The organism is Paenibacillus sp. BR2-3, assembly GCF_046529485.1.
Lineage (GTDB): Bacteria > Bacillota > Bacilli > Paenibacillales > Paenibacillaceae > Paenibacillus_AQ.
The window spans coordinates 1,842,254-1,864,655 of sequence record NZ_CP126311.1; the positions used below are offsets into that span (position 1 = coordinate 1,842,254).

Annotated in this window: 27 protein-coding genes; 21 read left to right on the forward strand and 6 right to left on the reverse strand. The window is 49.3% G+C overall.

What is annotated here, in order from left to right; translation table 11 throughout:
* The first annotated feature begins 2 nt into the window (after window positions 1–2).
* Window positions 3–452 carry a hypothetical protein gene (locus tag PaeBR_RS08650; RefSeq protein ID WP_410514432.1) on the forward strand — a complete coding sequence of 150 codons (450 nt, stop codon included), beginning with the start codon at window positions 3–5 and terminating at the stop codon, window positions 450–452.
* A 93-nt stretch (window positions 453–545) separates the two neighbouring features.
* Here PaeBR_RS08650 and PaeBR_RS08655 read toward each other — a convergent pair whose 3' ends face one another.
* The 3 genes from PaeBR_RS08655 to PaeBR_RS08665 all read right to left on the reverse strand — a co-directional run bounded on the left by PaeBR_RS08655 (window position 546) and on the right by PaeBR_RS08665 (window position 1,514).
* The gene (locus tag PaeBR_RS08655) at window positions 546–860 is read right to left on the reverse strand and encodes a hypothetical protein (RefSeq protein ID WP_410514433.1); all 315 of its coding nucleotides are present in this window, start codon (window positions 858–860) and stop codon (window positions 546–548) included.
* Window positions 861–910: 50 nt separating this feature from the next.
* On the reverse strand, window positions 911–1,156 hold the full coding sequence (locus PaeBR_RS08660) for a hypothetical protein (protein ID WP_410514434.1): 246 nt from the start codon (window positions 1,154–1,156) through the stop codon (window positions 911–913).
* 103 nt (window positions 1,157–1,259) lie between these two features.
* The gene (locus PaeBR_RS08665; RefSeq protein ID WP_410514435.1) at window positions 1,260–1,514 is read right to left on the reverse strand and encodes a hypothetical protein; all 255 of its coding nucleotides are present in this window, start codon (window positions 1,512–1,514) and stop codon (window positions 1,260–1,262) included.
* Between the two features lie 534 nt (window positions 1,515–2,048).
* Here PaeBR_RS08665 and PaeBR_RS08670 point away from each other — a divergent pair.
* Entirely contained in the window at window positions 2,049–2,975 is a 927-nt protein-coding gene (locus PaeBR_RS08670; protein WP_410514436.1) for an RHS repeat-associated core domain-containing protein, read from the forward strand.
* A gap of 5 nt (window positions 2,976–2,980) precedes the next feature.
* The gene (locus PaeBR_RS08675) at window positions 2,981–3,337 is read left to right on the forward strand and encodes a hypothetical protein (RefSeq protein ID WP_410514437.1); all 357 of its coding nucleotides are present in this window, start codon (window positions 2,981–2,983) and stop codon (window positions 3,335–3,337) included.
* Window positions 3,338–3,532: 195 nt separating this feature from the next.
* Here PaeBR_RS08675 and PaeBR_RS08680 read toward each other — a convergent pair whose 3' ends face one another.
* Window positions 3,533–3,679 carry a hypothetical protein gene (locus PaeBR_RS08680; RefSeq protein WP_410514438.1) on the reverse strand — a complete coding sequence of 49 codons (147 nt, stop codon included), beginning with the start codon at window positions 3,677–3,679 and terminating at the stop codon, window positions 3,533–3,535.
* Between the two features lie 121 nt (window positions 3,680–3,800).
* Window positions 3,801–4,001, reverse strand: a complete 201-nt coding sequence (locus PaeBR_RS08685) for a hypothetical protein (protein WP_410514439.1) — start codon at window positions 3,999–4,001, stop codon at window positions 3,801–3,803.
* Window positions 4,002–4,180: 179 nt separating this feature from the next.
* Between PaeBR_RS08685 and PaeBR_RS08690 the strand changes: the two genes are divergently transcribed.
* The 16 genes from PaeBR_RS08690 (at window position 4,181) to PaeBR_RS08765 (ending at window position 15,538) form a co-directional block, all read left to right on the forward strand.
* Window positions 4,181–4,783 (forward strand): hypothetical protein, encoded by a 603-nt coding sequence (locus PaeBR_RS08690; protein ID WP_410514440.1) that lies wholly within the window; start codon window positions 4,181–4,183, stop codon window positions 4,781–4,783.
* Between the two features lie 150 nt (window positions 4,784–4,933).
* Window positions 4,934–5,731 (forward strand): hypothetical protein, encoded by a 798-nt coding sequence (locus PaeBR_RS08695; RefSeq protein ID WP_410514441.1) that lies wholly within the window; start codon window positions 4,934–4,936, stop codon window positions 5,729–5,731.
* 16 nt (window positions 5,732–5,747) lie between these two features.
* Window positions 5,748–6,122, forward strand: a complete 375-nt coding sequence (locus PaeBR_RS08700) for a hypothetical protein (protein ID WP_410514442.1) — start codon at window positions 5,748–5,750, stop codon at window positions 6,120–6,122.
* Window positions 6,101–7,726: an RHS repeat domain-containing protein gene (locus tag PaeBR_RS08705; RefSeq protein ID WP_410514443.1), complete on the forward strand. Its 1,626-nt coding sequence runs from the start codon at window positions 6,101–6,103 to the stop codon at window positions 7,724–7,726. The genes PaeBR_RS08700 and PaeBR_RS08705 overlap by 22 nt, the downstream gene beginning before the upstream one ends.
* Before the next feature lie 6 nt (window positions 7,727–7,732).
* Window positions 7,733–8,239: a hypothetical protein gene (locus PaeBR_RS08710; protein ID WP_410514444.1), complete on the forward strand. Its 507-nt coding sequence runs from the start codon at window positions 7,733–7,735 to the stop codon at window positions 8,237–8,239.
* Between the two features lie 469 nt (window positions 8,240–8,708).
* On the forward strand, window positions 8,709–8,933 hold the full coding sequence (locus PaeBR_RS08715) for a hypothetical protein (RefSeq protein ID WP_410514445.1): 225 nt from the start codon (window positions 8,709–8,711) through the stop codon (window positions 8,931–8,933).
* A 292-nt stretch (window positions 8,934–9,225) separates the two neighbouring features.
* The gene (locus PaeBR_RS08720) at window positions 9,226–9,411 is read left to right on the forward strand and encodes a hypothetical protein (protein ID WP_410514446.1); all 186 of its coding nucleotides are present in this window, start codon (window positions 9,226–9,228) and stop codon (window positions 9,409–9,411) included.
* A 28-nt stretch (window positions 9,412–9,439) separates the two neighbouring features.
* Window positions 9,440–9,619 carry a hypothetical protein gene (locus PaeBR_RS08725; protein WP_410514447.1) on the forward strand — a complete coding sequence of 60 codons (180 nt, stop codon included), beginning with the start codon at window positions 9,440–9,442 and terminating at the stop codon, window positions 9,617–9,619.
* A 135-nt stretch (window positions 9,620–9,754) separates the two neighbouring features.
* Complete coding sequence (locus PaeBR_RS08730; protein WP_410514448.1) at window positions 9,755–10,108, forward strand: hypothetical protein; 354 nt, start codon at window positions 9,755–9,757, stop codon at window positions 10,106–10,108.
* Between the two features lie 49 nt (window positions 10,109–10,157).
* Window positions 10,158–10,724, forward strand: coding sequence for a DNA-3-methyladenine glycosylase I (locus PaeBR_RS08735; protein ID WP_410514449.1), 567 nt, complete (start codon window positions 10,158–10,160; stop codon window positions 10,722–10,724).
* Between the two features lie 39 nt (window positions 10,725–10,763).
* Window positions 10,764–11,822, forward strand: coding sequence for a 50S ribosomal protein L11 methyltransferase (prmA, locus tag PaeBR_RS08740; RefSeq protein ID WP_410514450.1), 1,059 nt, complete (start codon window positions 10,764–10,766; stop codon window positions 11,820–11,822).
* 2 nt (window positions 11,823–11,824) lie between these two features.
* Window positions 11,825–12,505, forward strand: coding sequence for a site-2 protease family protein (locus PaeBR_RS08745; RefSeq protein ID WP_410514451.1), 681 nt, complete (start codon window positions 11,825–11,827; stop codon window positions 12,503–12,505).
* A 144-nt stretch (window positions 12,506–12,649) separates the two neighbouring features.
* On the forward strand, window positions 12,650–13,414 hold the full coding sequence (locus PaeBR_RS08750) for an RsmE family RNA methyltransferase (protein WP_410515121.1): 765 nt from the start codon (window positions 12,650–12,652) through the stop codon (window positions 13,412–13,414).
* A gap of 4 nt (window positions 13,415–13,418) precedes the next feature.
* Window positions 13,419–14,768: a tRNA (N(6)-L-threonylcarbamoyladenosine(37)-C(2))-methylthiotransferase MtaB gene (gene mtaB, locus PaeBR_RS08755; protein ID WP_410514452.1), complete on the forward strand. Its 1,350-nt coding sequence runs from the start codon at window positions 13,419–13,421 to the stop codon at window positions 14,766–14,768.
* A gap of 102 nt (window positions 14,769–14,870) precedes the next feature.
* Window positions 14,871–15,305, forward strand: a complete 435-nt coding sequence (locus PaeBR_RS08760; RefSeq protein ID WP_410514453.1) for an NUDIX hydrolase — start codon at window positions 14,871–14,873, stop codon at window positions 15,303–15,305.
* Between the two features lie 17 nt (window positions 15,306–15,322).
* Complete coding sequence (locus tag PaeBR_RS08765) at window positions 15,323–15,538, forward strand: hypothetical protein (RefSeq protein ID WP_410514454.1); 216 nt, start codon at window positions 15,323–15,325, stop codon at window positions 15,536–15,538.
* 6 nt (window positions 15,539–15,544) lie between these two features.
* On the opposite strand, the gene PaeBR_RS08770 is transcribed toward PaeBR_RS08765, so the two are convergent.
* Window positions 15,545–16,531, reverse strand: coding sequence for a Na/Pi cotransporter family protein (locus PaeBR_RS08770; RefSeq protein WP_410514455.1), 987 nt, complete (start codon window positions 16,529–16,531; stop codon window positions 15,545–15,547).
* Between the two features lie 99 nt (window positions 16,532–16,630).
* Here PaeBR_RS08770 and PaeBR_RS08775 point away from each other — a divergent pair, with 99 nt between their 5' ends.
* Window positions 16,631–18,064, forward strand: coding sequence for a class I SAM-dependent rRNA methyltransferase (locus PaeBR_RS08775; protein ID WP_410514456.1), 1,434 nt, complete (start codon window positions 16,631–16,633; stop codon window positions 18,062–18,064).
* A gap of 838 nt (window positions 18,065–18,902) precedes the next feature.
* Window positions 18,903–22,400, forward strand: a complete 3,498-nt coding sequence (gene addB, locus PaeBR_RS08780; RefSeq protein ID WP_410514457.1) for a helicase-exonuclease AddAB subunit AddB — start codon at window positions 18,903–18,905, stop codon at window positions 22,398–22,400.
* Window positions 22,401–22,402: the final 2 nt, after the last annotated feature.

A 22,402-nucleotide genomic window follows, 5' to 3' on the forward strand; every position in this document is an offset into this window, starting at 1 on the left:
AAATGACTTTGAAAAAGTATTATACAGTGGGAATATACCAGCAGCGATCAGCAGATATTATCATAATGAAACCTTCAGTTTGGTCTCCAGTAGGTTATAGAACCGAATTAAATCTTCAATATAAGCTCGAAGGAGAAGATATTAATGCAGAGGCGCTGGGAACAATGCTTATTCAGTGTCTTGCACGCTCAATGGAGAATACAAGCACATTAGAGGAAAGAGCAGTACCAAAGAGCGGAATATTTAGTACAAATGGAAAAATGACAAAAAATTTAAGAAGACAAATTGGTTATATTTATCCAGGTAAACACTATAAGTTTGTTCCTTTAAGAGCTGAGAAAAAAGGATATTTTGATTTTGAAAATGATGCTCTCGATATGATAGTTCCACTAGAATGTAGTAATACCCAATTAGGAAATGCAATATTAGAAACATTTAAAAATTGTACGTAAATTGTTATTAACTATCGACTAACCACATGGGGCTATAGCTCGCATGTGGTTTTCTTTTTTTGCATTTGACATTCTGAGTATGGCAATATTAAATCAGTCATGTAAGGCATACAAAGTATGGCGGAGATGAACATGATAGGGATTCAGTTTATAGCCAACACTTTTCACATGGATTACTGCTTGCCAAGTGCCTCTTAATTCATTGAAGAACTGATGGATGAATGCCAAAGGAACAGCTTTTAAATCGGTATGGCCCAGCTTTTCAATGGAGATAAGGAATTTACAGGAAATATTCCGGTACGAATCCAAGGTGTTTTTGCTTTTTTCCTCTGTTTGAAGATGCACTAGAAAATGAGTATGAAGGTCTTGGAATTCAGCAGTTACAGGCTCATCCACTTTGTTTTCCACAGTGGCTTTCCAGCCAACGTAGCCTTTTTCTTCGTATTCTCTCAGCTTTCTTATGCAGGAACTGTGTAGGCATTTACGTGAATGGCAGTACTGTCCAGTCCTTGTATTTGCGGAGTCATTGACGAAATGAGCAACCAAAGCCTGACTAAAGTATCTGTCCGCAAAATAGCTGCAGACTTTAACAGTCTGGCATATACTTTCTTGTAATTACGAATCGTAGATTGACAATAACCAGATCTGGTTAATTCCTTCAAAACGTCTTCTACCATACTTTCTAGTGTGGTTTTTTCTTTCATAATGGAACCTCCCATGTATTGTTCGGGCATTTTTCCCAATTTCAGTTTACAGGGAGAAGAGATGCAAAATACTATGCCGAAAAATTCACCGTAAATAGTTCATTTACATGGGAACCAGACGGTTTTTCGGCATAGTATTTTTTTCGGTATAGTCGAAGTAGACCGATTCGAGCACGCCGTATTTCTGAATCGCTTGACGAAACGCCGATTCCACCAGGCTTTGGTCCATCACGGGATAAAACTCCCCGTGCAGGACAAAGCGGGTCGAGTCGTCCAGAAAAACCACCAGGTAAACCTGCTTCATCGCCCCGTCCGGTCCAATCGGCAAATAGGGTAATATTTCAGGTCCGAGTGCCACAACCGGTTGCGGTGGCGTTGCTGAAATCGCCTTGCCGCTACGCCGGATTCGGCGTACATCCGCAGGTGGCGTGAGCTATAGCCATGGGCAGTCAGTCGTTCCTGGAGCGTGCTGCGCTTGATTTGTCCAGACGTAACACGGCCTTCCCATTCCAGAATCTGAATGAGCTGGGCGACACTGCGGCCGGGTACCTCCCGGCGTAGGAGAATGGCTTGCTCCAGAACGGCGGCTGGAATCGTATTTTCCGAGGGCTGTCATACTTTGCTACAATGATCATGTCAAGATGAGGGGATATTTCCGGTGCGGCCTGTTCCAGCAGGCATACACGCTACGGAAGTATCCCTTTTCCTTTGCTAAGATACGGTCATTATATCCGGCAATCTTTGGACAGGCAATACCGCCAGCTTTCGGGCATTATCTTTCAGCGGAAACAGCATATTACGTCTGGAAGTTAGACCGAGCGACAATGATATGAAAAAGTTTTCGCCAACGAGGAACGCTGTTGAACTACTCCGAAAACCGTTTTTTGACTATATGATGGAAAAGGCGCTTGCGCAAATTGAGTATCCAGGGCGCGTATCCTCACGCTACCATTATGACGAATTCGGCGTGCCGCTGGACGCGAAGAAGTTTGATCTCAACTGGCCGGGTCCGGATAACCTGTTCGGTTACACGGGACTGGGTTATGATTTTACCAGCGGCAATACGTATGCGAGAGCGCGGTATTATAAGCCGGAGATTGGCAGGTTTGTAAGTGAGGATACGTATAAGGGTGATATCAAGAACACTCAATCTCTAAATCTTTACACTTATGTAGCCAACAATCCTGTTAATTATACTGACCCGAGTGGACATACATACACGTGGGCATTAAATTTAATTTCAAAAGGATACAATAATGGCTACTATAACGATTCTGACGCATCTCTTGCAATATTTATGGCAAATACTATATCATTTCTTGCTCCTGATTTTAGTGACAAGCAGGATAAAGGGGAACCTAACTTTAGAGAATTATTCGTTCCTTTTCATGAGATTGCCCAAATAAACGTTGCAAAGAAACTAAATCAAAATTATGGGAAACATCCAGAACTAGAAAAACGGTTAAAGAAGCCTAACAGTAAGAAGGGTTACTTTGAAGCTGATATTGTTTTGGGCAATAAAGTTTGGGAAGTAAAACCGTTATTTGGACAAGACCCAAAAGCACAGCTAGAATTATATAAAGAAGCAGGAAATTTAACAGAGGGTGAAATGTTGCCAACTTTGTCTGGCATTACTGTTTTTGATGATATTAAGATGGAAATTACATTCTCAGAACTAGGTGAAGCAAGGTATCAATTGTATCAGCAGGGAGATGGTAATACACGAAAGAACTTATCTACTATTGGGGCGGCAATCATTGTCGCTAGGGCATTGGTTAAAATGTTTCCTGCTGGAAAAAAATTAGCGCCTGGATGGTGAGTGAATTGAGTTGGGATGATATCAATACCGTATATACCTCAATTGATTTTGTTATTACAAAGAATACCGTTGTTACAGTTGAAGTAACCACAGATGGTAGTGTAGCTGTGTATGATAGTGGAGGGATATCTACAAAAACAATACTTAATAACTGGACTTATCCTACTGGAAGCAAAGACATTAAGCCATTCAAATTATTGGATTACAGTTTGCAAGAAACAGGATTCAAAGCAACTTTGCAGTTTGTAAAAAAAAGTAAGGAAATAGATGAAATAAAATTGCTGTGTCAAGACATTATTGATGTATATAATTATGAAAAATTACATGTTATCAAATGGGAGACTAAGCTAGCATCAAACTAATAGGAAAACCACAATCGACTAATCCTCGTATTGTGGTTTCTTTTTGTCCCCCGCTGTATCGCTAACAATACAAATAACAGCTTGGAAATTGTATAAATTTTTTGCAACTAATTAATTTTGGATATAGGGTAATCGTCCACTGTATGACCAACGCAAACCTGGTGCGATAACGTATTTAACGGCAGACAGTACAAACTAACCGATCAGCAACTGAAAAGACACAGAACGAAAGATCTGAAGCACGTGAAGCGTCTCGGACCCCGTCGAACGTTTACTATCAAAGTCCCTTGTAACGAAGGCTTGAATTTCCGCAATTTCATAGGCAGGAAGCTCCACCTTCACTTCCCACTCCCCGATATATTTAGCTTGGCGGATTGTCTGGCCGTTTCGGAAAATCTGGGAAATAGGAAGCGTCAGCAGATATGTCGAGCGCCCAGGATGAGGTTCGAGGCTTCACGGCAACTCACGTAACGAGGGTCTCCACTTTACCGTCATCGAAGGTCGTATTGTCGCCTACCCTCCGAATCCGTTTCATCTTAAGCTCTACCTTGGTGCCGATCTCCGCAATGCCGCGGATCGTATGCTTCTCGCTTGCCTGGTCTGGAATAATCTTCAAGCCTTTGGGCTGCGGCGGATTCGGATTGAGAACCTCTACACAAGTCAATCATTAACGCCAAGGGCGAGCAGACATCGATAGAGAACGACTCGTACGGATTCGCCAGCCTGATTGCGGACCCGCTCGGCAACCGGCAGGAGTTTGTCCGCGACCCGCTGCACCGGGTTACGGAGATTGCAGATGCGCTTGGGCACCGTACGAAGCTTGAATACGACCCGAGGGACCGGGTGACGGCACGCATTGATGCGTTAGGACACACGGAACGTTATGAGTACGATAAGGAAAGCAATCTTATCGGTTACACCGATGCTTCCGGTTCCCGAACCTCATATAGTTATTCAAGCTTTGGCATGCTCGCGTCCGAAACCGATGCACTGGGCAACACCACCCGTTACACCTATGATGCGGTGGGGAATAGGATCAAGCAGACGGATGCGGCAGGCTCGGAGACGATTTATGAGTATGACTCCAGCAATCGGATGGATTCAATTACCGATCCGGAGGGGAGTGTCAGCACTTATGAATACGATGGCAACGGAAATGTAATTCTCGTAAAACAGCCCAATGACGGCAGTGTCCGGATCGAATATGACCGCCGAAATCTGCCGGTGAAGATGACCGATGCGGCAGGCGGCGTATCCACCTTCAGTTATGATGCGGCAGGCCAACTGACCCAAGAGACAGATCAGCTTGGGCACAACGTGCAATACGCCTATGATGCACTGGGACGATTGATTGAGGAAACGGACGCACTAGGCCAAATTACATCGTATGGCTACGACGAAGCTGGCCGATTGACCCGGACGGTGAAGCCGAACGGTGCGGAATGACAACTCACGGGTCTGAAGGATGCCAAGGGACAGTCGACCCAATATGGTTACGATACCCTGGGCCGCCTGCTGGAGGTCACGAATGCGCAGGGTCATACGACAGCTTACAGGTATGACGCGCTGGGCAATATTACATCCAAGACGGATGCTTTGGGACGCGTCACCACTTATGATTATAATCGACGCAGTGAGCTGGTCCGTGAGGCTGGTCCCTTGGGGCGTATAACGGCTTTTGCCTACGACAGTATGGGCAACATGACGGATCTTACATCGCCCGACGGCGCGTTGACCCGTTACGCTTACGACAAGTTGAACCGATTGACGGGCATTGCGTATCCGGATGGAAAACAGGTCGGTTACGACTATGACGCTGCCAGCCGTAGAACGCGGATGACGGACGAGCTGGGAACGACAGCGTATGTTTACGATGCGCTAAACCGACTGACTCAGACCACCGATTCGAACTCGAAAACCGTTCGGTTTGAATGGACGGCAACCGGTCAGCGGAGCCGAGTGGAATATCCGGAAGGTACTTCCGTCACCTATCAGTATGACCTGATGGACAGGATGACTGGGGTGACGGATGCTGAGGGCAGGAATACCACTTATACCTATGATGCCCGGGGGCTGCTTGCTTCCAAGAAGCTTCCGACGCTGGGAGAAAGCACCTATACTTATGACGATGCCGGTCAATTGCTGCAACTCACACACAGCAATCAATTCCAAAAAGTTCTGGAACAGCTGACCTACTCGTATGATCCTGTCGGCAACCGTATAGGGAGTGAACGCACGTCAGACGGCAACGATGAGGAGGATTCCGGCGAAGACGACAGCGAGGAACGAATCAGTAACCGATTATGCGTACGATGCGTTGAACCAACTGGTAGAGGTGCAGACACAAAATTCAATATCCACCGATCTTCCTGCAATCACCCGCTACCAGTATGACGCGGTAGGGAACCGGATGCAGAGAACAAGCTCGTGGGGCGAACTCTCAGAAACCGAGTCCTACACCTATGATGAGGCCGATCGTCTTACACAGCTGACAACCGGAAGTGAGATTAATGACTATCGGTATGACCCTCGCGGAAATTTGCTGGAGGTTCTGCAGAAGCACCTGGATCTGCCGGAAGTTACAGCACTGACAGGTGATAAGGAAAGTTCTACAGTTGCAAGTGATGTCTATGGGGCATCGTCCGGGACGACCGCTCTAGAAACGGGCGCTGACCCTCTGCTTCACGCCGACGAGACGGATCCGCTGCTTGCTGCCCGGGAAGCAGAAGATTGGTCGGAAACGGAAGTTATCGAGCAATATGTGTGGACGGGGCCAACCGGTTAACAGGGCAAACCAATGCTAAAGGCGACATTACCCGCTATGCCTACGACGGCGATGGGAACCGGATGAAGATGACCATTGATTACGCCCATGGCGGTTCAGGTAAAGGGAATGGCAAAGGGAACGGGAATGGTAATAGCGGCAAAGGAAACAGCAACGGTAATGGAAACGGAAACGGCAATGGAAACGGCAATGGTTCGAATAATTGCCAAGTCGTGCCGCCGGGTTTCATTCCACCGGGCCTAGCCAAGAAATGCGGCAATGCGGATGAGGAGTATCCGGACCTGCACCCGGGTGGACCGCGCGACGGGTGGGAGAAGCAGTTCAAGAAAGAGCATTGGGAATTGAACTTTACCAATGACGTAAGCCTGGCATTGCCCGAACCGATTGAGGTTGCGGAAGCGGACAGCAGTAAATGGAAGCAGACCTACGTGTACGGGGCCGGCGGCGAGCGCCTCAGCATGACCTACCTGCCAGCCTACGATTCCAATAACGGCTGGGAACCTACTCCTGGTGCAGGAGGAGCTGAACCGGGTGTGCAGCCGAAGACGCTGTGGTACATGCAGGATGCGCTCGGCAGTACACTGGGGCTTGTGGAGAAAGACGGGCGCGTATCCTCACGCTACCATTACGACGAATTCGGCGTGCCGCTGGACGCGAAGAAGTTTGATTTCAACTGGCCGGGTCCGGACAACCTGTTCGGTTACACGGGATTGGGTTATGATTTTACCAGCAGCAATACGTATGCCAGAGCGCGGTACTACGAGCCTGAGATCGGCAGGTTTGTAAGTGAGGATACGTATAAGGGGACATTAGGTAACCCGCTGAGTCAAAACCTGTATGCGTATGTGGGGAATAATCCGCTTCTTTATGTAGATCCAAGTGGGCATAGGGCTGAAGCAGGTACAGGTGGAGGTGGAGGAACTACTCAAGATATAACTAAGCTTACATTAGCCCAGGTCTTACAAAAATATCCTGGACGGTGGAAGTTTGATAGTACTGCCAAAGGCCTTTATTTTGCACAGCAATATTATGCGGTTTGGAATTACGGCACTAAGGCATACGAGAGATTGGATGCCGGAGCACTACGCAATAATTCCTACCTCGTTTTCAAGTTGAATTCCCTAAGGAAACAGGGTGTTGATCTATCTAAATTAACCGTAGCCGAAGTCGATCAGATGTCTTTTGAAAATGCAAGTTTTTGGTTTAAAGTTGATACAACCGCCATTGCTGCATATAGCGCATATGGCATGTATAGTTTAAGTTCTTCTAAACCTGCTAAGGGGACGGGTAATGGTGTCAGTGTCAGTCGTGATACCATTATTGATTCAGCAACACAAGCTAAGAAAGGCGGAGAGACGGTTGTAGGTCATGCTCTACAAAAACATGCAGGAAGAAATCCTGATATTTGGGGTAAAGTTAAGGGTGGCCCAGACCAAATAAATCAGACGGCACAGAGACATTTGGAAGAAATTATTGATGCTCCTGGAGATTTTGTTAAAGTTACAAACGACAGAGGTATCACATTCCTAGAAAAGAAACTGCCTGATGGTAGAGGAGTAAGACTCAACCTAGACGGAACATTTAAGGGCTTTATTGACCAATAAAAAGGAGTGGATAATTTGGAAAATCTTGAAATTATACTGGAAGATTTCCGAAAAGATGAGTTAGACAAGTTAGTTTTTGATGAACTTAAAATTAAATCGTCAGAAGTTAAATCCTCTCATTTTTTTGATAACAGCAGTGAAGAAGATATTGAATTTCATCAAATCAAAAGTTTCCAGGAGGTACTTTCACCAGTTGGAACGGGAAATGTGTTTCTGAACCAAATAGATATAGGATGTAGCTTAAAAGATGTGATGATAATATTTTCATTTAATAAAGATTCTGGGGATATTACATTTAATTTTTCAGAGAGTGAATTATTCGAGGGTAAGAGTTCTGAAGTAAGGTTGAAAGCCATGAAAATAGTAGAATCTCTTGTAGGTCTAAAAGGCAAATACGATATTCCGAAAATTAGAATCGGTTTTGAACCTGCAACAGATGATGATAGTTGCCTAGTGGAGATTGGTCAGGATGAAGTTGATTTAGAGAGAGCCGTAGAACAAATTTTGAGATAGTATCCAAAACCTTAAGGGACACAAGACTCCCTTAAGGTTCTTTTTTGGGTGCAGGCTACCCAGTGACGAATGAACCCATCATTCAACCAATAACACATATAACTCAAGTATATCCGTATAAAAATTTCGTCATTTGTTTGTACGCACATCAATGCTTGAATTTTAACCCTAAATAACGCTATTCCGTTACATCGAACAGGACGATTATGGTCAGATACCACCATGATTGACCTGTTTTTTGTTATCTTCGTTTTCTCACAGGTTTTTCAAAACAGACGCAACTTCTTGAATAGTTGCCCCGATGCATATAGTGTCGGGAACATCACAACTAATTCGCAGGACAGTCCGACCACTATATTGTCAGGACATAACTGAACATCTAACAACGGGAAGGTCATGTGTTAAAGGCTAGCCACCTGCCCTCTAATTAAGCCCGAAATTCATGAAAAAATTCGGGAGGGGGCGGCACATGAAAGGGGTCACTGTATCCATTGACCGTATGGTCATTGACTTTACAGACGTGTACTGGGATTTCTTCAATGAGTTCCATAAACGAATCTGTCATTACTACGGGGTCAAGATGACGGTTGGGGAAAGAGGATTTCAATACCGCATCAAAATCAACACAGGAGAACACTTCCTGAATATCTCTATAAGTTGCTCTACGCTCCGAAAATTCGTAAGAACACGTTGAGAATTGAGGCCTATCCGAAGTCCCTTTTTGGCTTCCGTCATTGGCTCGAACAAATCCGAGAATACGCTAATCAAATCTTGTTTGTGCGGTGTGATGTGGCTTTCGACATCTCCGTTCCAATAAATGAACTGTTCACGATGTCTACGAAAGGTCGCAAGCTACGGCTATTCAAAGGCACTCGCTATTACAACGGCAAATACCAACGTCAGGAGGATGGCTATTGTCGGGTGTATGACAAGAAACGTCAGCTGTTGGAGACGAGGCGGCAGAAAATCAAAGGGAGCAAACGAGGATGGAAATTGTATATGCACCAAAGGGGATGATACCGCTTGCTTCACTGGTTCAGTTTCCGCCGCAGTTTAACAGTAAGTATCTATGTGCTGTACTGAAGGACTTATCCAAGTTCGCCCCGAAGGTGGGCGGCGATACTGTTTTTTGCTATGTTCGTTATCTTGCGGTTTTTGAAAAATTATCGTAACTGTACGCAAGGAGCGGTAGGGAACCGGATGCAGAGAACAAGCCAGTGGGGCGAACTGTCGGAAACCGAGTCCTACGCCTATGATGAAGCTGACCGTCTTACACAGCTGACAACCGGAAGTGAGATTAATGACTACCTGTATGACCCTCGCGGAAATTTGCTGGAAGTTTTGCAGAAACGTTTGCAGTTGCCGGAGGAGGTAATATGAGAAGACTACTGACATTATGATCGGTAGTCTTCTCTGATAACGGGCAGGGAAAATGCATCAAAACTTGGTGTGTTATCCCTCTTGGGATACAAATCGTGTTATATCTTGTATAACAAAGAAGGAGCTACTTCTCATATGAATCTTGATGAAGTATTAAGTTTATTGAGTGAAAAAAACTTTCCATTCAGAGAATCCCGTAGGCCGAGTCCCAACTCAGTGAATAGTACATTAGCAATTGATCAAACAGCTTTAGTTACTCCGAGGTTTACCATTGTATTTATTTATGAATATGAAAATCAAGAAGCATTGAACAAGGATAGAATGACATTATATAAAAAATTCAAAAAAAATTATTTTGATGGGGAAGTCGTTGAGATTATTACAGGTAATATTTATATGGTTACTTCTAAAGATAAAGGGGAGGGGGAAGGGGAGGGGGAATCTAAGCTTGAAAAGCAACTAAACGAAATATTCTTGTCAGAAAAATAAAACAAAATGCCACATGTATCATCTGCCAACAGAAAGGAAAGTCAACCTAATGAATGTAACTAGATGCTCCTGGGTCAACGAAGACCCGCTTTATATTTCGTACCATGATGAAGAGTGGGGCAAGCCCCTGTACGATGACCGCAAATTGTTCGAGCTGCTGATGCTGGAGGGGATGCAGGCCGGACTGAGCTGGTATACGATTTTGAAGAAAAGGGAGCATTATGGAGCAGTTTTTGACGGATTTGATCCGGAGAAGATTGTCCATTATGATGAAGCGAAGATTGCTGAACTCATGAATGATCCGGGGATTATTAGAAACCGTTTAAAAATAAACTCCATTATCCGTAATGCGCAGGTATACCGGCAGATTTGCGAGGAAGAAGGCAGCTTTGCGAATTATGTGTGGAGTTTTACAGGCGGTGTTCCGGTCATCAACTACTGGAAGAATAAAGCCGAAGTCCCGGTGACAACCCCGCAGTCCGACGCAATGAGCAAGGCTTTGAAAAAGAAAGGCATGAAGTTCGTCGGTTCCACGATCTGTTATGCGTACATGCAAGCTTCGGGGATGGTTGACGACCATACGCTGGACTGCTTTTGCCGGAACAAAATGTTATAATAGCTAATGGTCAAAATTTTAAGGAGGATTTCATAAAAGATGTTATGGCATGAACTGACGATACATACAACGGAGGAAGCGCAAGAAATGATATCCAATCTGCTCTACGAGGCAGGTGCGGGCGGTGTTTCCATTGAGGAATCCGGCACGCTGAATAAAGTAAGAGATACACGCTACGGTGAATTATACGACCAGCCGCTCAATGATATTCCTGAGGGGGAGGCCGTTATAAAAGGTTATTATTCCGAGACCATCTCTATGGATGAGGTCATTGCGGAGGTTGCACCTCGTGTCGAGGAGCTTCGGGGATTCGGAATCAATCCCGGCAAAGCGCTGATTTCCTGGAAAACAGTCGATGAGGACGAATGGGCTCATGCGTGGAAACAGTATTTTAAACCGCTGCGCGTGTCAGAGCGTTTGACGATCAAGCCTACGTGGGAGGAATATACGCCAGCCAGCCCGGATGAAGCCATTATTGAGCTGGACCCGGGGATGGCGTTCGGAACAGGCACGCATCCTACGACAGCATTGTGTTTGCGGGCATTGGAGAAAAATATTGCCGGCGGCGAGGAAGTGATTGATGTCGGCACTGGCTCGGGTATTTTGGCTGTCGGGGCTATGCTGCTGGGAGCGAAGTCCGTACTCGCCTTGGATCTTGATCCGGTTGCGGTAGAAAGTGCCCGGGAGAATGTGCAGCTGAACTGTCTTCAGGACCGGATTACCGTCAAGGAAAGCGATCTGCTGTCACTGCTTGGCGGGGAAAGCGCTGCGGATTCGGCGGCAGGAGAAATGTGGCCTTCGGCCAGACCCGGCCATGTAATAACCGGCTCTGCTGCGGATACTGAACCAGTGTCACAGGACAGCCTGGGTGTTACTTTGCCGGTCAAGATTGTGGTGGCTAATATTCTGGCGGAGATTATCGTCCTGTTTACGGATGATGTATACCGTGCGCTGCAACCGGGGGGAATCTATATCACCTCAGGAATTTATAAGGACAAAGAAGGACTTGTGGAACAGGCATTGACCAAATCGGGCTTCGATATTATTGAAGTTTCCCGTGAAGAAGATTGGGTGGCGTTTACAGCCGGAAAGAGGTAGAAATGGATTCCTTGCAAAATTTTATTAGTGTTCCGCTTGACCAGCTTCCGTTCCTGCTGCTTAGCATTCTTATTGCTTTTACTGTCCATGAATTCAGCCATGCTTATTTCGCCAACAAGTTCGGTGATCCGACAGCGCGGCTGCTGGGACGCATGACGCTTAATCCTGCGGTGCATTTCGATTTCTTCGGTATTGTGCTGCTCATTCTTGCCGGTTTCGGTTGGGCGCGGCCCGTTCCGGTCAATCGGGAGAACTTCAGCCGTCCGCGACTGATGGGTGTGATTGTCTCTGCGGTAGGTCCGATCAGCAATCTCCTGCTTGGGATTGCAGGGGCATTGATTTATGCGGTGCTGCTCGCTACCGGAGTCTTAAATCCGATTCCCGTGAGCCGAGTTCAGGAAGCGGGAGAACTGTTTTTTTACACCTTTATTTCATTGAATTTTTTCCTCTTCTTCTTTAATTTGATTCCGCTGCCTCCGCTGGATGGTTACCGGATCGTTGAGGATTTGGCCCCGCGCCCGATCAGAGGCAAGCTGCAGCAGTTCGAGCAGTGGTCCATTTTCATTTTTTTGCTGATCCTGTTCATTCCGGTCCTGCGGGCGAATACCATTGGCCCCTTGTATAATTGGTCCTATTTCATGTATATAGATTCCGTGAATTTCTTCTATCAGCTTTTTACCTGAGAAGATACACAGGACTACCCAGGCCTGTTTTATCGTTGTATGATGGGTTTTGGTTAATAATATGCGCGAAGGACGGCGGCAATGTACCTGCTATACAGGGATGTCGCCTTTTCGCCTGAATAAATGAACAAGGTGTTGATAAATATGCAGCGGTATTTCGTTACACCGGAGCAGTTCAGCGGTGATAGAGTGAGAATCGACGGCGAGGACGCCCGTCATATAACCAAGGTAATGCGCGGAAAGACAGGGGACAAACTGATTGTTAGTGACGGCGTTTCCCGTGAGGCTTTGGTGGAGATTGCGAACATTGAAATAGGCGAGGTTACAGCTACTGTGCTGGAAAGCCTCAACATGACCCGGGAAGCGTCGCTGAAGATTACAGTGGCCCAAAGTCTGCCCAAAGGCGACAAGATGGAAACGGTCATTCAAAAGTGTACGGAAATCGGCGCGGTAGCCTTTACACCCTTTCTGTCGGAGCGTACCATTGTACAATACGATGAACGCAAGGAGAGCAAACGTCTGGAACGCTGGCGCAAGATCTCCAAGGAGGCAGCGGAGCAGGCTCACCGGAACATCGTTCCGGCAGTGCATTCCCCGTTATCATGGAAGAAGCTGCTGCAATCGTTCGGGGAATATGGTGCCGTGTATTTCTGTTATGAGAAGGAAGAAGGACTGCAGCTCAGAAGCGCGGTAGCGCCTTGGGTGTCATCGCTTACTGCAGAATCGTCCCGTTCGGTGCTGGTCATTGTAGGCCCGGAGGGCGGCTTCAGTACTGAAGAATGCCGCGAAGCGGAAGCTGCCGGTGCGGTTTCCGTCGGTTTGGGCAGGCGCATCCTGCGCTGTGAGACGGCGGGCATGGTTGCCGCTGCCTGTATTTTATATGAATCCGGAGAAATGGGGGGAGCCTAAAGAAATGTCATCCGTAGCATTTTATACTTTAGGTTGTAAAGTTAACTTTTACGATACTGAAGCCATCTGGCAGCTGTTCAAAAATGAAGGTTACGAGCAGGTTGATTTCGAAGGAGCCGCCGATGTCTATTTGATTAACACTTGTACTGTAACGAACACCGGTGATAAAAAAAGCCGGCAAATGATCCGCCGCGCCGTACGGCGCAATCCGGAGGCCATCGTGGCGGTGACCGGCTGCTATGCTCAGACGTCTCCGGGCGAAATTCTGGATATCCCCGGTGTGGATCTGGTGATCGGCAATCAGGATCGCGATCAGATTATGACGCATGTGAAGAACATTCAGGAATCGCGTCGACCAGTTAACGCCGTCCGTAACATTATGAAGACCCGTGAATTCGAGGAGCTGGATGTGCCGGGTTTTGCGGACCGGACGCGGGCCTTCCTGAAGATCCAGGATGGCTGCAACAACTTCTGTACGTTCTGCATTATTCCGTGGTCACGCGGGTTGTCCCGCAGCCGGGACCCCAAGAGCATCGTGGCTCAAGCGCATCAATTGGTCGAGGCCGGTTATAAAGAATTCGTCCTGACCGGTATTCATACCGGCGGCTACGGTGATGATCTGGAGAATTACCGTCTCTCGGATTTGCTGTGGGAGCTGGATAAAGTAGATGGCTTGGAGCGGGTTCGCATCAGTTCCATTGAGGCCAGCCAAATTGACGAGAAGCTGCTTGAGGTGCTGAACCGTTCCTCCAAAATGTGCCGCCATCTGCATATCCCGCTGCAAGCCGGACATAACGAGGTGCTGAAGCGGATGCGCCGGAAGTATACAACGGAAGAATACTTCGCCAAAATGCAGCTGATCCGCCAGGCGATGCCGGATGTCGGCATAACGACTGACGTCATTGTGGGCTTCCCGGGCGAGACCGATGAAATGTTCCGTGCAGGGTACGATTTCATGAAGGCTGTCAATTTCTCGGAAATGCATGTGTTCCCGTATTCGAAGCGGACCGGTACACCGGCGGCGCGGATGGAGGATCAGGTGGATGAAGAGATCAAGAATGTCCGTGTGCAGGAGCTGATTGATCTGTCCGAGGACATGCAACTGGCTTACGCGCGTAAATTTATAGGCAAGACTCTGACCGTTATTCCGGAAAGATCCGCCAAGGACGCTCCGGTCCGGGATATCCAGCATGGCTTCAGTGATAACTATTTGCAGGTGTTCTTTGCAGGTGACGATCAGTTGCAGGGCCAACTGTGCCATGTGAAAATTACCGAAGCCGACGTGAACGAATGCAGGGGCGAGCTGGTTAGTATAGAGAATTCTGGGCAGCAGCAGGCACAAATCATAAGCTAAAGCAGTTCAGCCGCAAATCGGCGACCAAGGGTTTCATTCTTTTCCGGGAATGGAATCCTTGTTGCTTTTGTTGAGGGACTTTTTTTGAAAGGAGTATCTTTTATGGCATACAAGGAGATCTCGGCAGGCGGCGTGGTGTATCGTTCCGGAACCCAGGGACTGGAAATTCAGTTGATTATAGACCGGTACGGCAAAATAACGCTTCCCAAAGGTAAGATGGAGGCCGGGGAAACGATAGAGGAAACGGCGCTGCGCGAGATTCGGGAAGAGACAGGCACCATTGGCAGGATTACAGCGCCGCTGGATGTCATTAAATATACGTATCAGCATCCGGTTCATGGCAAGGTGGATAAGGAAGTCCACTACTATTTAGTGGAAGCTGCAGGCGGTGTTACAAAGGCGCAGGAAGAGGAGATCAACGCGGTGGAATGGCATGATCCGGCGGCAGCCTGGTCCAGAGGAAGCGGAAAAGCCTACGCTAATAATATAAATATTTTACGCAAAGCGCTGGCTCTGCTGGGCATTGAGGTTTATTAATCTGCTGCATAGGGTAAATGGAAAAAGATCTGCAGACCGCCGACGAGGTGGTTTACAGATCTTTTTTAGTGATAGCGGTGCATCCCAACACTGGACTAAATATTGAGCGCAGTCTGTATGTTCTGCAGGTCGAGCTGAACTTGTTCATGGGTAAAGATCGCCTCATCCAGCTGTTTGGTGAGTATTGCTTTGATCTTCTTTGCATTAGAACTGTAAGCGCAATTGAAGTATAATAGGGGCTACGGCTCGAGACGTTTCTCCAGTCTGGACCATATAGGCAGATAGCATAGCGGCAGTGCCACAATCGAGCAGACTACATTGAAAATCGTCTGCGCATGGGCGATTTGTGCCGCGGGACCCCCGCCGATCCAGGCCGCCAGGCTCTGCAGCGGTCCGATAAAGGGGAGGAACAGCAGCGCACCGCCGACATTGAGCGCAACATGCGACCAGGCGACAAAGACGCCGGAAGGGGAACCGCCGATGGAGGCGATCACCGCCGTAACGCAGGTGCCGATATTGGCGCCGAGCACAATGGCGATGCCCAGTTCAGGCGGTAAGGCGCCCGATGCGGCAACGCCCATGGCCATGGCGATGACCGCTGCGCTGCTGTGCAGGAGGGCGGTCAGACACGCGCCGGCGGCAAGTCCCCACAGCGCACTTGTGGCGGCATGCTGCAGGAACCAGCTGAACAAGCCGCTTTTCTGCAGTACGGGACCAATCGACTGCATGACGGCGATGCCCCACAGGACAAGCGCGAACCCGGCCACAGCCAGGCTTATGAACTGGAGCGGCTGGGCCATTCTTGGGATTAAGCCTGTCCCCCGGGAGGAAGGCGTAAATTCTGCGGCTACTACGGCTGCTCCCCACAGGCTGAGCGAGAAAGCCAGGAGCGGAGCGGCAAAAGCGCTGATTTGCAGCCCGATCAGCTCGGTGGTGAGGCAGGTACCGATATTGCTGCCGAGGATGATCCCGAGGGTACGAGCATAGCTAAGCAGCCCGGCGTTGACCATGCCGATCGTCAGCACCGTTACGGCCGTGCTGCTCTGAAGCAGGGCCGATAGCAGGCTGCTGGCAATCATGCCTTTTAACGGCGTTGAGGTAGCTTTATTCAGACCTTTTGTCAGCAGCGGCCCCGCAAGTCTCGACATTGCGGTCTCCATCAGCTTCATGCCGGCCAGAAAAATAACAAGACCATATATGACAGGGAACAGCAAATCACGGATCATTGGGCATGCTCCTTTGGACGGGGGTTGTACACCAATATATGAATGCCGCGTGTAGGACATGAGTAAAACCATTTTTTTAAAAACAGGGAGTTGAAATGATTGGCATCAGTTCGTTTGGATCGTAATCGTAAAAAAAGACTGGAGCTGGCCCATCCATGGGTTTATGCAGGGGAAGTGGCCTCGGTAGACGGGAACCCGGAAGACGGTGGATTGGTAGATGTTCTCAATCATCAGGGCCGTTTTCTGGCTGTCGGTTACTATAATCCGGCCTCACAGATCAGAGTAAGGATTGTCTCGCAGACTTCGCTTGCCGAGATGGATACTGCATTTTTCGCTGAGAGGTTCTCCAACTGTCTGCAGCACAGGAACCGGTTTCTGCCGGGGGCAGATGCTTATCGTCTGGTTTATGGAGAAGCCGACTATTTGCCGGGGCTGATCGTCGACCGGTTCGGGGATATCCTTGTGGTGCAGTTGCTGACGCTCGGAATGGACAAACGCCGAACCGAGATCGTGGAAGCGCTGGTAGAAGTTATGGCTCCGCGCGGAATTTATGAGCGCAGTGATGTTAGCGTGCGTGAACTGGAAGGGCTCGAGCAGACAACAGGCGTACTGTACGGAGAATGCCCCCGTCATGTTACCGTGACTGAGAATGATCTGAAGCTGATTGTCGATATCGAAGAGGGTCAGAAGACCGGCTATTTCTTTGATCAGCGTGAGAATAGAGCCTCTATCGCTCCACTTATGCGGGGCTGGGGCGAGCGCAGCGGCATCGTACTTAAGGATATCGAAGCTGAGGACGGTACACTGGAGAAGCTGCCGGTTAATAAAAGCGGCAAGCCTGTTACCTTCCCTTACTGGGACGGTGCGACCGTGCTGGAATGCTTTTCCCATACTGGCAGCTTTACGCTCCATGCGTGCAAGTACGGAGCCAAGAAGGTAACCTGCCTGGACGTTTCCGCTCATGCCATTGAGAGTGCTAAGACAAATGTGGAATTGAACGGTTTCAGCGATCGTGTGGAGTTCGTCGTAGACGATGCTTTTCAATATCTGCGCAATCAGGTAAAAGGGCTGGAGGAGCGGACAGAGCGTGCAGCTGTTGCAGGTGCCGAAGCTGGGATCAAAGCCGCAGCCCAAGGCACAGCCCAAGGCACAGCTAAAGCCAAAGCCGATACCTCCATACCGATGACAGCTGGCGGTGGCCGGACTTGGGATGTTGTTATTCTTGATCCTCCTGCTTTCGCCAAGACTAAAAGCGCTGTAGCAGGAGCCTGCCGGGGCTACAAGGACATAAACCTGCATGGCATGAAGCTGGTGAACGAGGGCGGTTATCTGGTGACCGCAAGCTGCTCGTACCACATGCAGCCGGAGCTGTTCCTGGAGACTATCGGCGAGGCAGCCAGAGATGCCGGCAAAGTGCTGAGATTGGTAGAATGGCGCGCCGCAGGCAAAGACCATCCGCAAATTCTCGGCGTAAACGAAGGGCATTACCTGAAGTTCGCTATTTTTGAAGTGCGGAGCAAGAATAAGAAATAGTAAAAGAAGATGAAGCAGGGGGCTTTCTCAAGGGTGGATTGTTATTCTGCCTGTGAGGAGGCCTCTTTTTTAATGCAAAAATGGGCAGATCAAGGTGCCTTGGGGGCTTTTTAGAAATGTTGCACAACTTGCAGGAATGTGGGCGGAAAGGTGACTCGGGAGCTGAAATGTTGCGCAACGTGCAGGAATGTGGGCGGGAAAGGTGACTCAGGAGCTGGAATGTTGCACAACGTGCAGGAATGTGGGCGGGAAAGGTGGTTCGGGAGCTGAAATGTTGCATAACGTGCAGGAATCCGGGCGGGGAAGGTGACTCAGGAGCTGGAATGTTGCACAACGTGCAGGAATGTGGGCGGGAAAGGTGGTTCGGGAGCTGAAATGTTGCATAACGTGCAGGAATCCGGGCGGGGAAGGTGGCTGGGGTGCTGAAATGTTGCACAACGTGCAGGAATCCGGGGGTCAAGGTGGCTGGGGCGCTGGAATGTTGCACAACGTGCAGGAATGTGGGCGGGGAAGGTGGCTCGGGCGCTGAAATGTTGCATAACGTGCAGGAATCCGGGCGGGGAAGGTGGCTCGGGTGCTGAAATGTTGTACAACGTGCAGGAACCGAGTGGCTATTTAGCTTTTTAGCAACTTCTTGCTTTGACGGATATTGTAGGCCCAAGACAGCAGACAGCAGTAATTTTTTAAGTAAATAATGGATGGGATAATACCAATAATTCGGAACGTGTGTTCTGGTTTGTTTGGATGGGATATGCTATAATGTTGGGACGAGATAAGAGTTGATAGATTACAAGTGAAATTACTGTTTCTATTTACGCTATGGAAGGAGTCTATCATAATGTCGGTAACCTTTTTAATAGGCCGTTCGGGCAGCGGCAAGACCGTGAAGATCTGGGAGTCGGTAGCCTCTGCTATGGAGCAGGAGCCTCTGGGTGTGCCGATTATTGTGCTTGTTCCGGAACAAGGGTCTTTTGGCGCGGAACGCGGGCTTCTGACTACCGGGAGTTCAAAGGGGAGCATACGGGCTCAGACGCTGAGCTTTTCACGTCTTGCTTACCGGGTCAAACAGGAGACTGGCGGCAATCCCAACATTCCCATCAGTGATGAGGGCAAAAAAATGCTGATCTACAAAATCATCAGCCGCCGTAAAGAGGAGCTGAAACTGTTCGGCACCTCTTCCGACAGGCCCGGCTTTGTGGACCGGCTTAACAGTCTGCACACCGAAATGAAGCGCTGCTGTTTTGGAGCCGCTGATTTGGAGCAGCAGCTGTCGGGACTGCATGAATCAGTCGGGGGCAATCCTATTTTGCTAAGTAAGCTGCATGATCTGCAGCTGGTGTTCGGCGAATTGGACAAGGAGATGTCACAGCTGTATTTCGATCAGGAGGATCGCCTGATGGAGCTGGCGGAGCATATTCCGGACTCTACATACGTACGAGGGGCCGAGATATGGGTAGACGGTTTTCATGGCTTTACACCCCAGGAATTTATTGTGCTGCGTCAATTGATGCTGTGTGCCTCCAAAGTAACGATTTCTCTTACCCTGGACAGACCGTATCCGCCCGGCCTGCAGCCGCATGAGCTGGAAATGTTCCATCCCACTGCTTCAACCTACATCAAGCTGCGCGGGATTGCCGAAGAAATAGGGGCGGAGGTGAGGGATGATATTCTGGCACCGCCCATCCTGCCGCGCTTCGCAGAGAGTCCGGTTCTTGCCCATCTGGAGCGGGGTTTTGACCGGCGCATCCGCTGGAACGGAAACGGACCGGTAGAACAGGAAATTTCGATTCAGGCCGCTGTCTCGCGCAGAGCCGAGGTTGAGGGTGTCCTGCGCGAGATTCTGAGACTGGCGCGGGAAGAGGGGGCGCAATACGGTGAGATGGCTGTGTTTATGCGTAATCTGGGAGATTACGAGCATCTGGTAACCCCTCTTTTTCGAGATTACGGAATTCCGTTCTTTCTTGACCAGAAAGTTAATGAGCTGCATCATCCGCTGGTGGAATTTCTTCGCGCTTCGCTGGATGTCGTCCGCCGCCGGTGGCGTTATGAGGATGTGTTCCGCTGCGTGAAGACGGATCTTCTGCTGCCTGCGGATCGAAGCCTTTCGAGATCCGACATGGACAATCTGGAAAATTACGTGCTTGCCTGTGGCATTCAGGGCTACCGCTGGACGGATGGGCGTTCCTGGAGAGGGATACCGAGCCTGTCTCTGGAAGGGGACAGAAAGGTAGACGAAGAGCATCTGGCCGTGATGGAGAACTGCCGGACAGCGATAACGGGTCCCTTGCTCGGTTTCGAAAAAAGGGTCAAAAAGAGCCGCAGTGCCCGTGAATTATGTACAGCTGTATATCAGCTTCTGCTGGATACGGAAGCCGCGGGCAAGCTGGAGGGCATGAGTGCCAAGTCGCTTGAAATGGGGCAGCCGGAGTACGCCCGTGAGCACCGCCAGCTATGGGATGCCGTACTTGATTTACTGGATCAGATCGTGGAAATGATGGGCGAGGAGAACATAGATTTTGCTGTATTTGCCGGTGTGTTTGAGACCGGGCTTGCCGAGCTTAGAATGGGTCTTGTTCCCCCGGCGCTGGATCAGGTGCTGGTAGGAAGTATGGACCGGACCCGTTCCTCAGGCGTGAAGTATGCTTTTTTACTCGGGTTCAATGAAGGGATCGTACCTGCGCAATTTCAGGAGGACGGTATCCTTTCAGAAGGGGAGCGTTTCTTTCTGGAGGGGGCGGGCATGGAACTGTCTCCAGGCTCCTCCCGAAAGCTGCTGGATGAACGGTTTCTGATCTATAATGCGCTAACGACAGCCAGCAGGAAGCTGTGGGTTAGTTACGCTTGTGCGGACGAGGAGGGCAAAGCGCTTTTGCCATCCGAGGTTATCCGTCATCTCCAGCTTATGTTCCATATTGGAGAACAGCCGCTGCCGGGTCTACCTTTATCGGGACAAACTTTGCCGGAACATTTAAATTTCGTCGGATCTCCGGAAGCCACGCTCCGCGTGTTAATCATGCAGCTGCGGCAGTGGCGGCAGGGCGTGGAAATTCCTGCGCTCTGGTGGGATGTGTACAACTGGTTTGCGGAGAGTGAGGAATGGAGCCCGCGGCTGAACAAGCTGCTGAAATCATTATTTTACCGCAATGAAGGCGTTAAGTTGAAACGCGGGACCAGTCTGAAGCTGTACGGCGGCTCCACACTGCGGGGCAGTGTCTCCCGTATGGAGAAATTCGTGTCCTGTCCGTTCTCCCATTTCGCTTCATACGGACTCAAGCTGAAGGACCGCCAGCTGTACAAGCTGCAGGCTCCGGATATCGGCCAGCTGTTCCATGCGGCACTTAGTGAAATGGCGCAGAGACTGCAAAATGAAGGCCGCGGCTGGGGCAGTTTGACAGCAGAGGAGTGCCGGCGTGAGGCCGGTGAGACGGTGGACCGTCTGTCACCGATGCTGCAGGGTGAGATTCTGATGAGCTCCAAGCGTTACGGATACATTTCCCGGAAGCTGAAGAATATTGTCGGCCGCGCATCGGTCATACTCGGTGAACATGCCCGCAGAGGCAGCTTCGAGCCGGTAGGGCTGGAGCTTGATTTTGGACCGGGCAAGCCTCTGCCCCCGCTCCGGATCACCCTGCCAAACGGATGTGTTATGGAGATCGTAGGCCGCATAGACCGTGTAGACATGGCTGAAGGCAAGAACGGGCTGCTGCTGCGGGTTATCGACTATAAATCGAGTCAAAAGGATCTGAAGCTGCACGAGGTGTACTATGGATTGTCGCTGCAGATGCTGACTTATCTGGATGTGCTGCTTACCTATGCGGAACAGTGGCTGGGTCGTCCGGCGCTTCCGGCAGGAACGCTCTATTTTCATGTTCATGACCCCTTATTATCGTCACCAAACGGGATGAACCGGGAACAGGCGGAGCAGGAATTGCTGAAGCGTTTCAAATTGAAGGGTCTGCTGACCGCGGACCGAGAGGTTGTATCGTTAATGGACACCAGTCTGGATAAGGGCCATTCCTCCATCGTTCCGGTGGCGCTAAAGAGCGACGGCAGTTTTTACAGCAGCGCCTCTGTCGCTACACCGGAGCAGTGGGGCCAGCTGTTGTCCTCTGTACGCGGAACCATTTCGGAGATCGGAACACGAATTACGGAAGGTGATGTGGCTATAGAGCCCTATCGCATTCAGCAGGAAACGGCCTGTACCTTCTGTTCGTTCAAACCAGTATGCCAATTTGACGAGGCTGTAGAGGGCAATCATTATCACCATCTGGCCAAGCCGGGAAAAGATATTATCTGGGATCTGCTGTCCCGTAAAGAAGGGGGTACAACGCTGTGAGT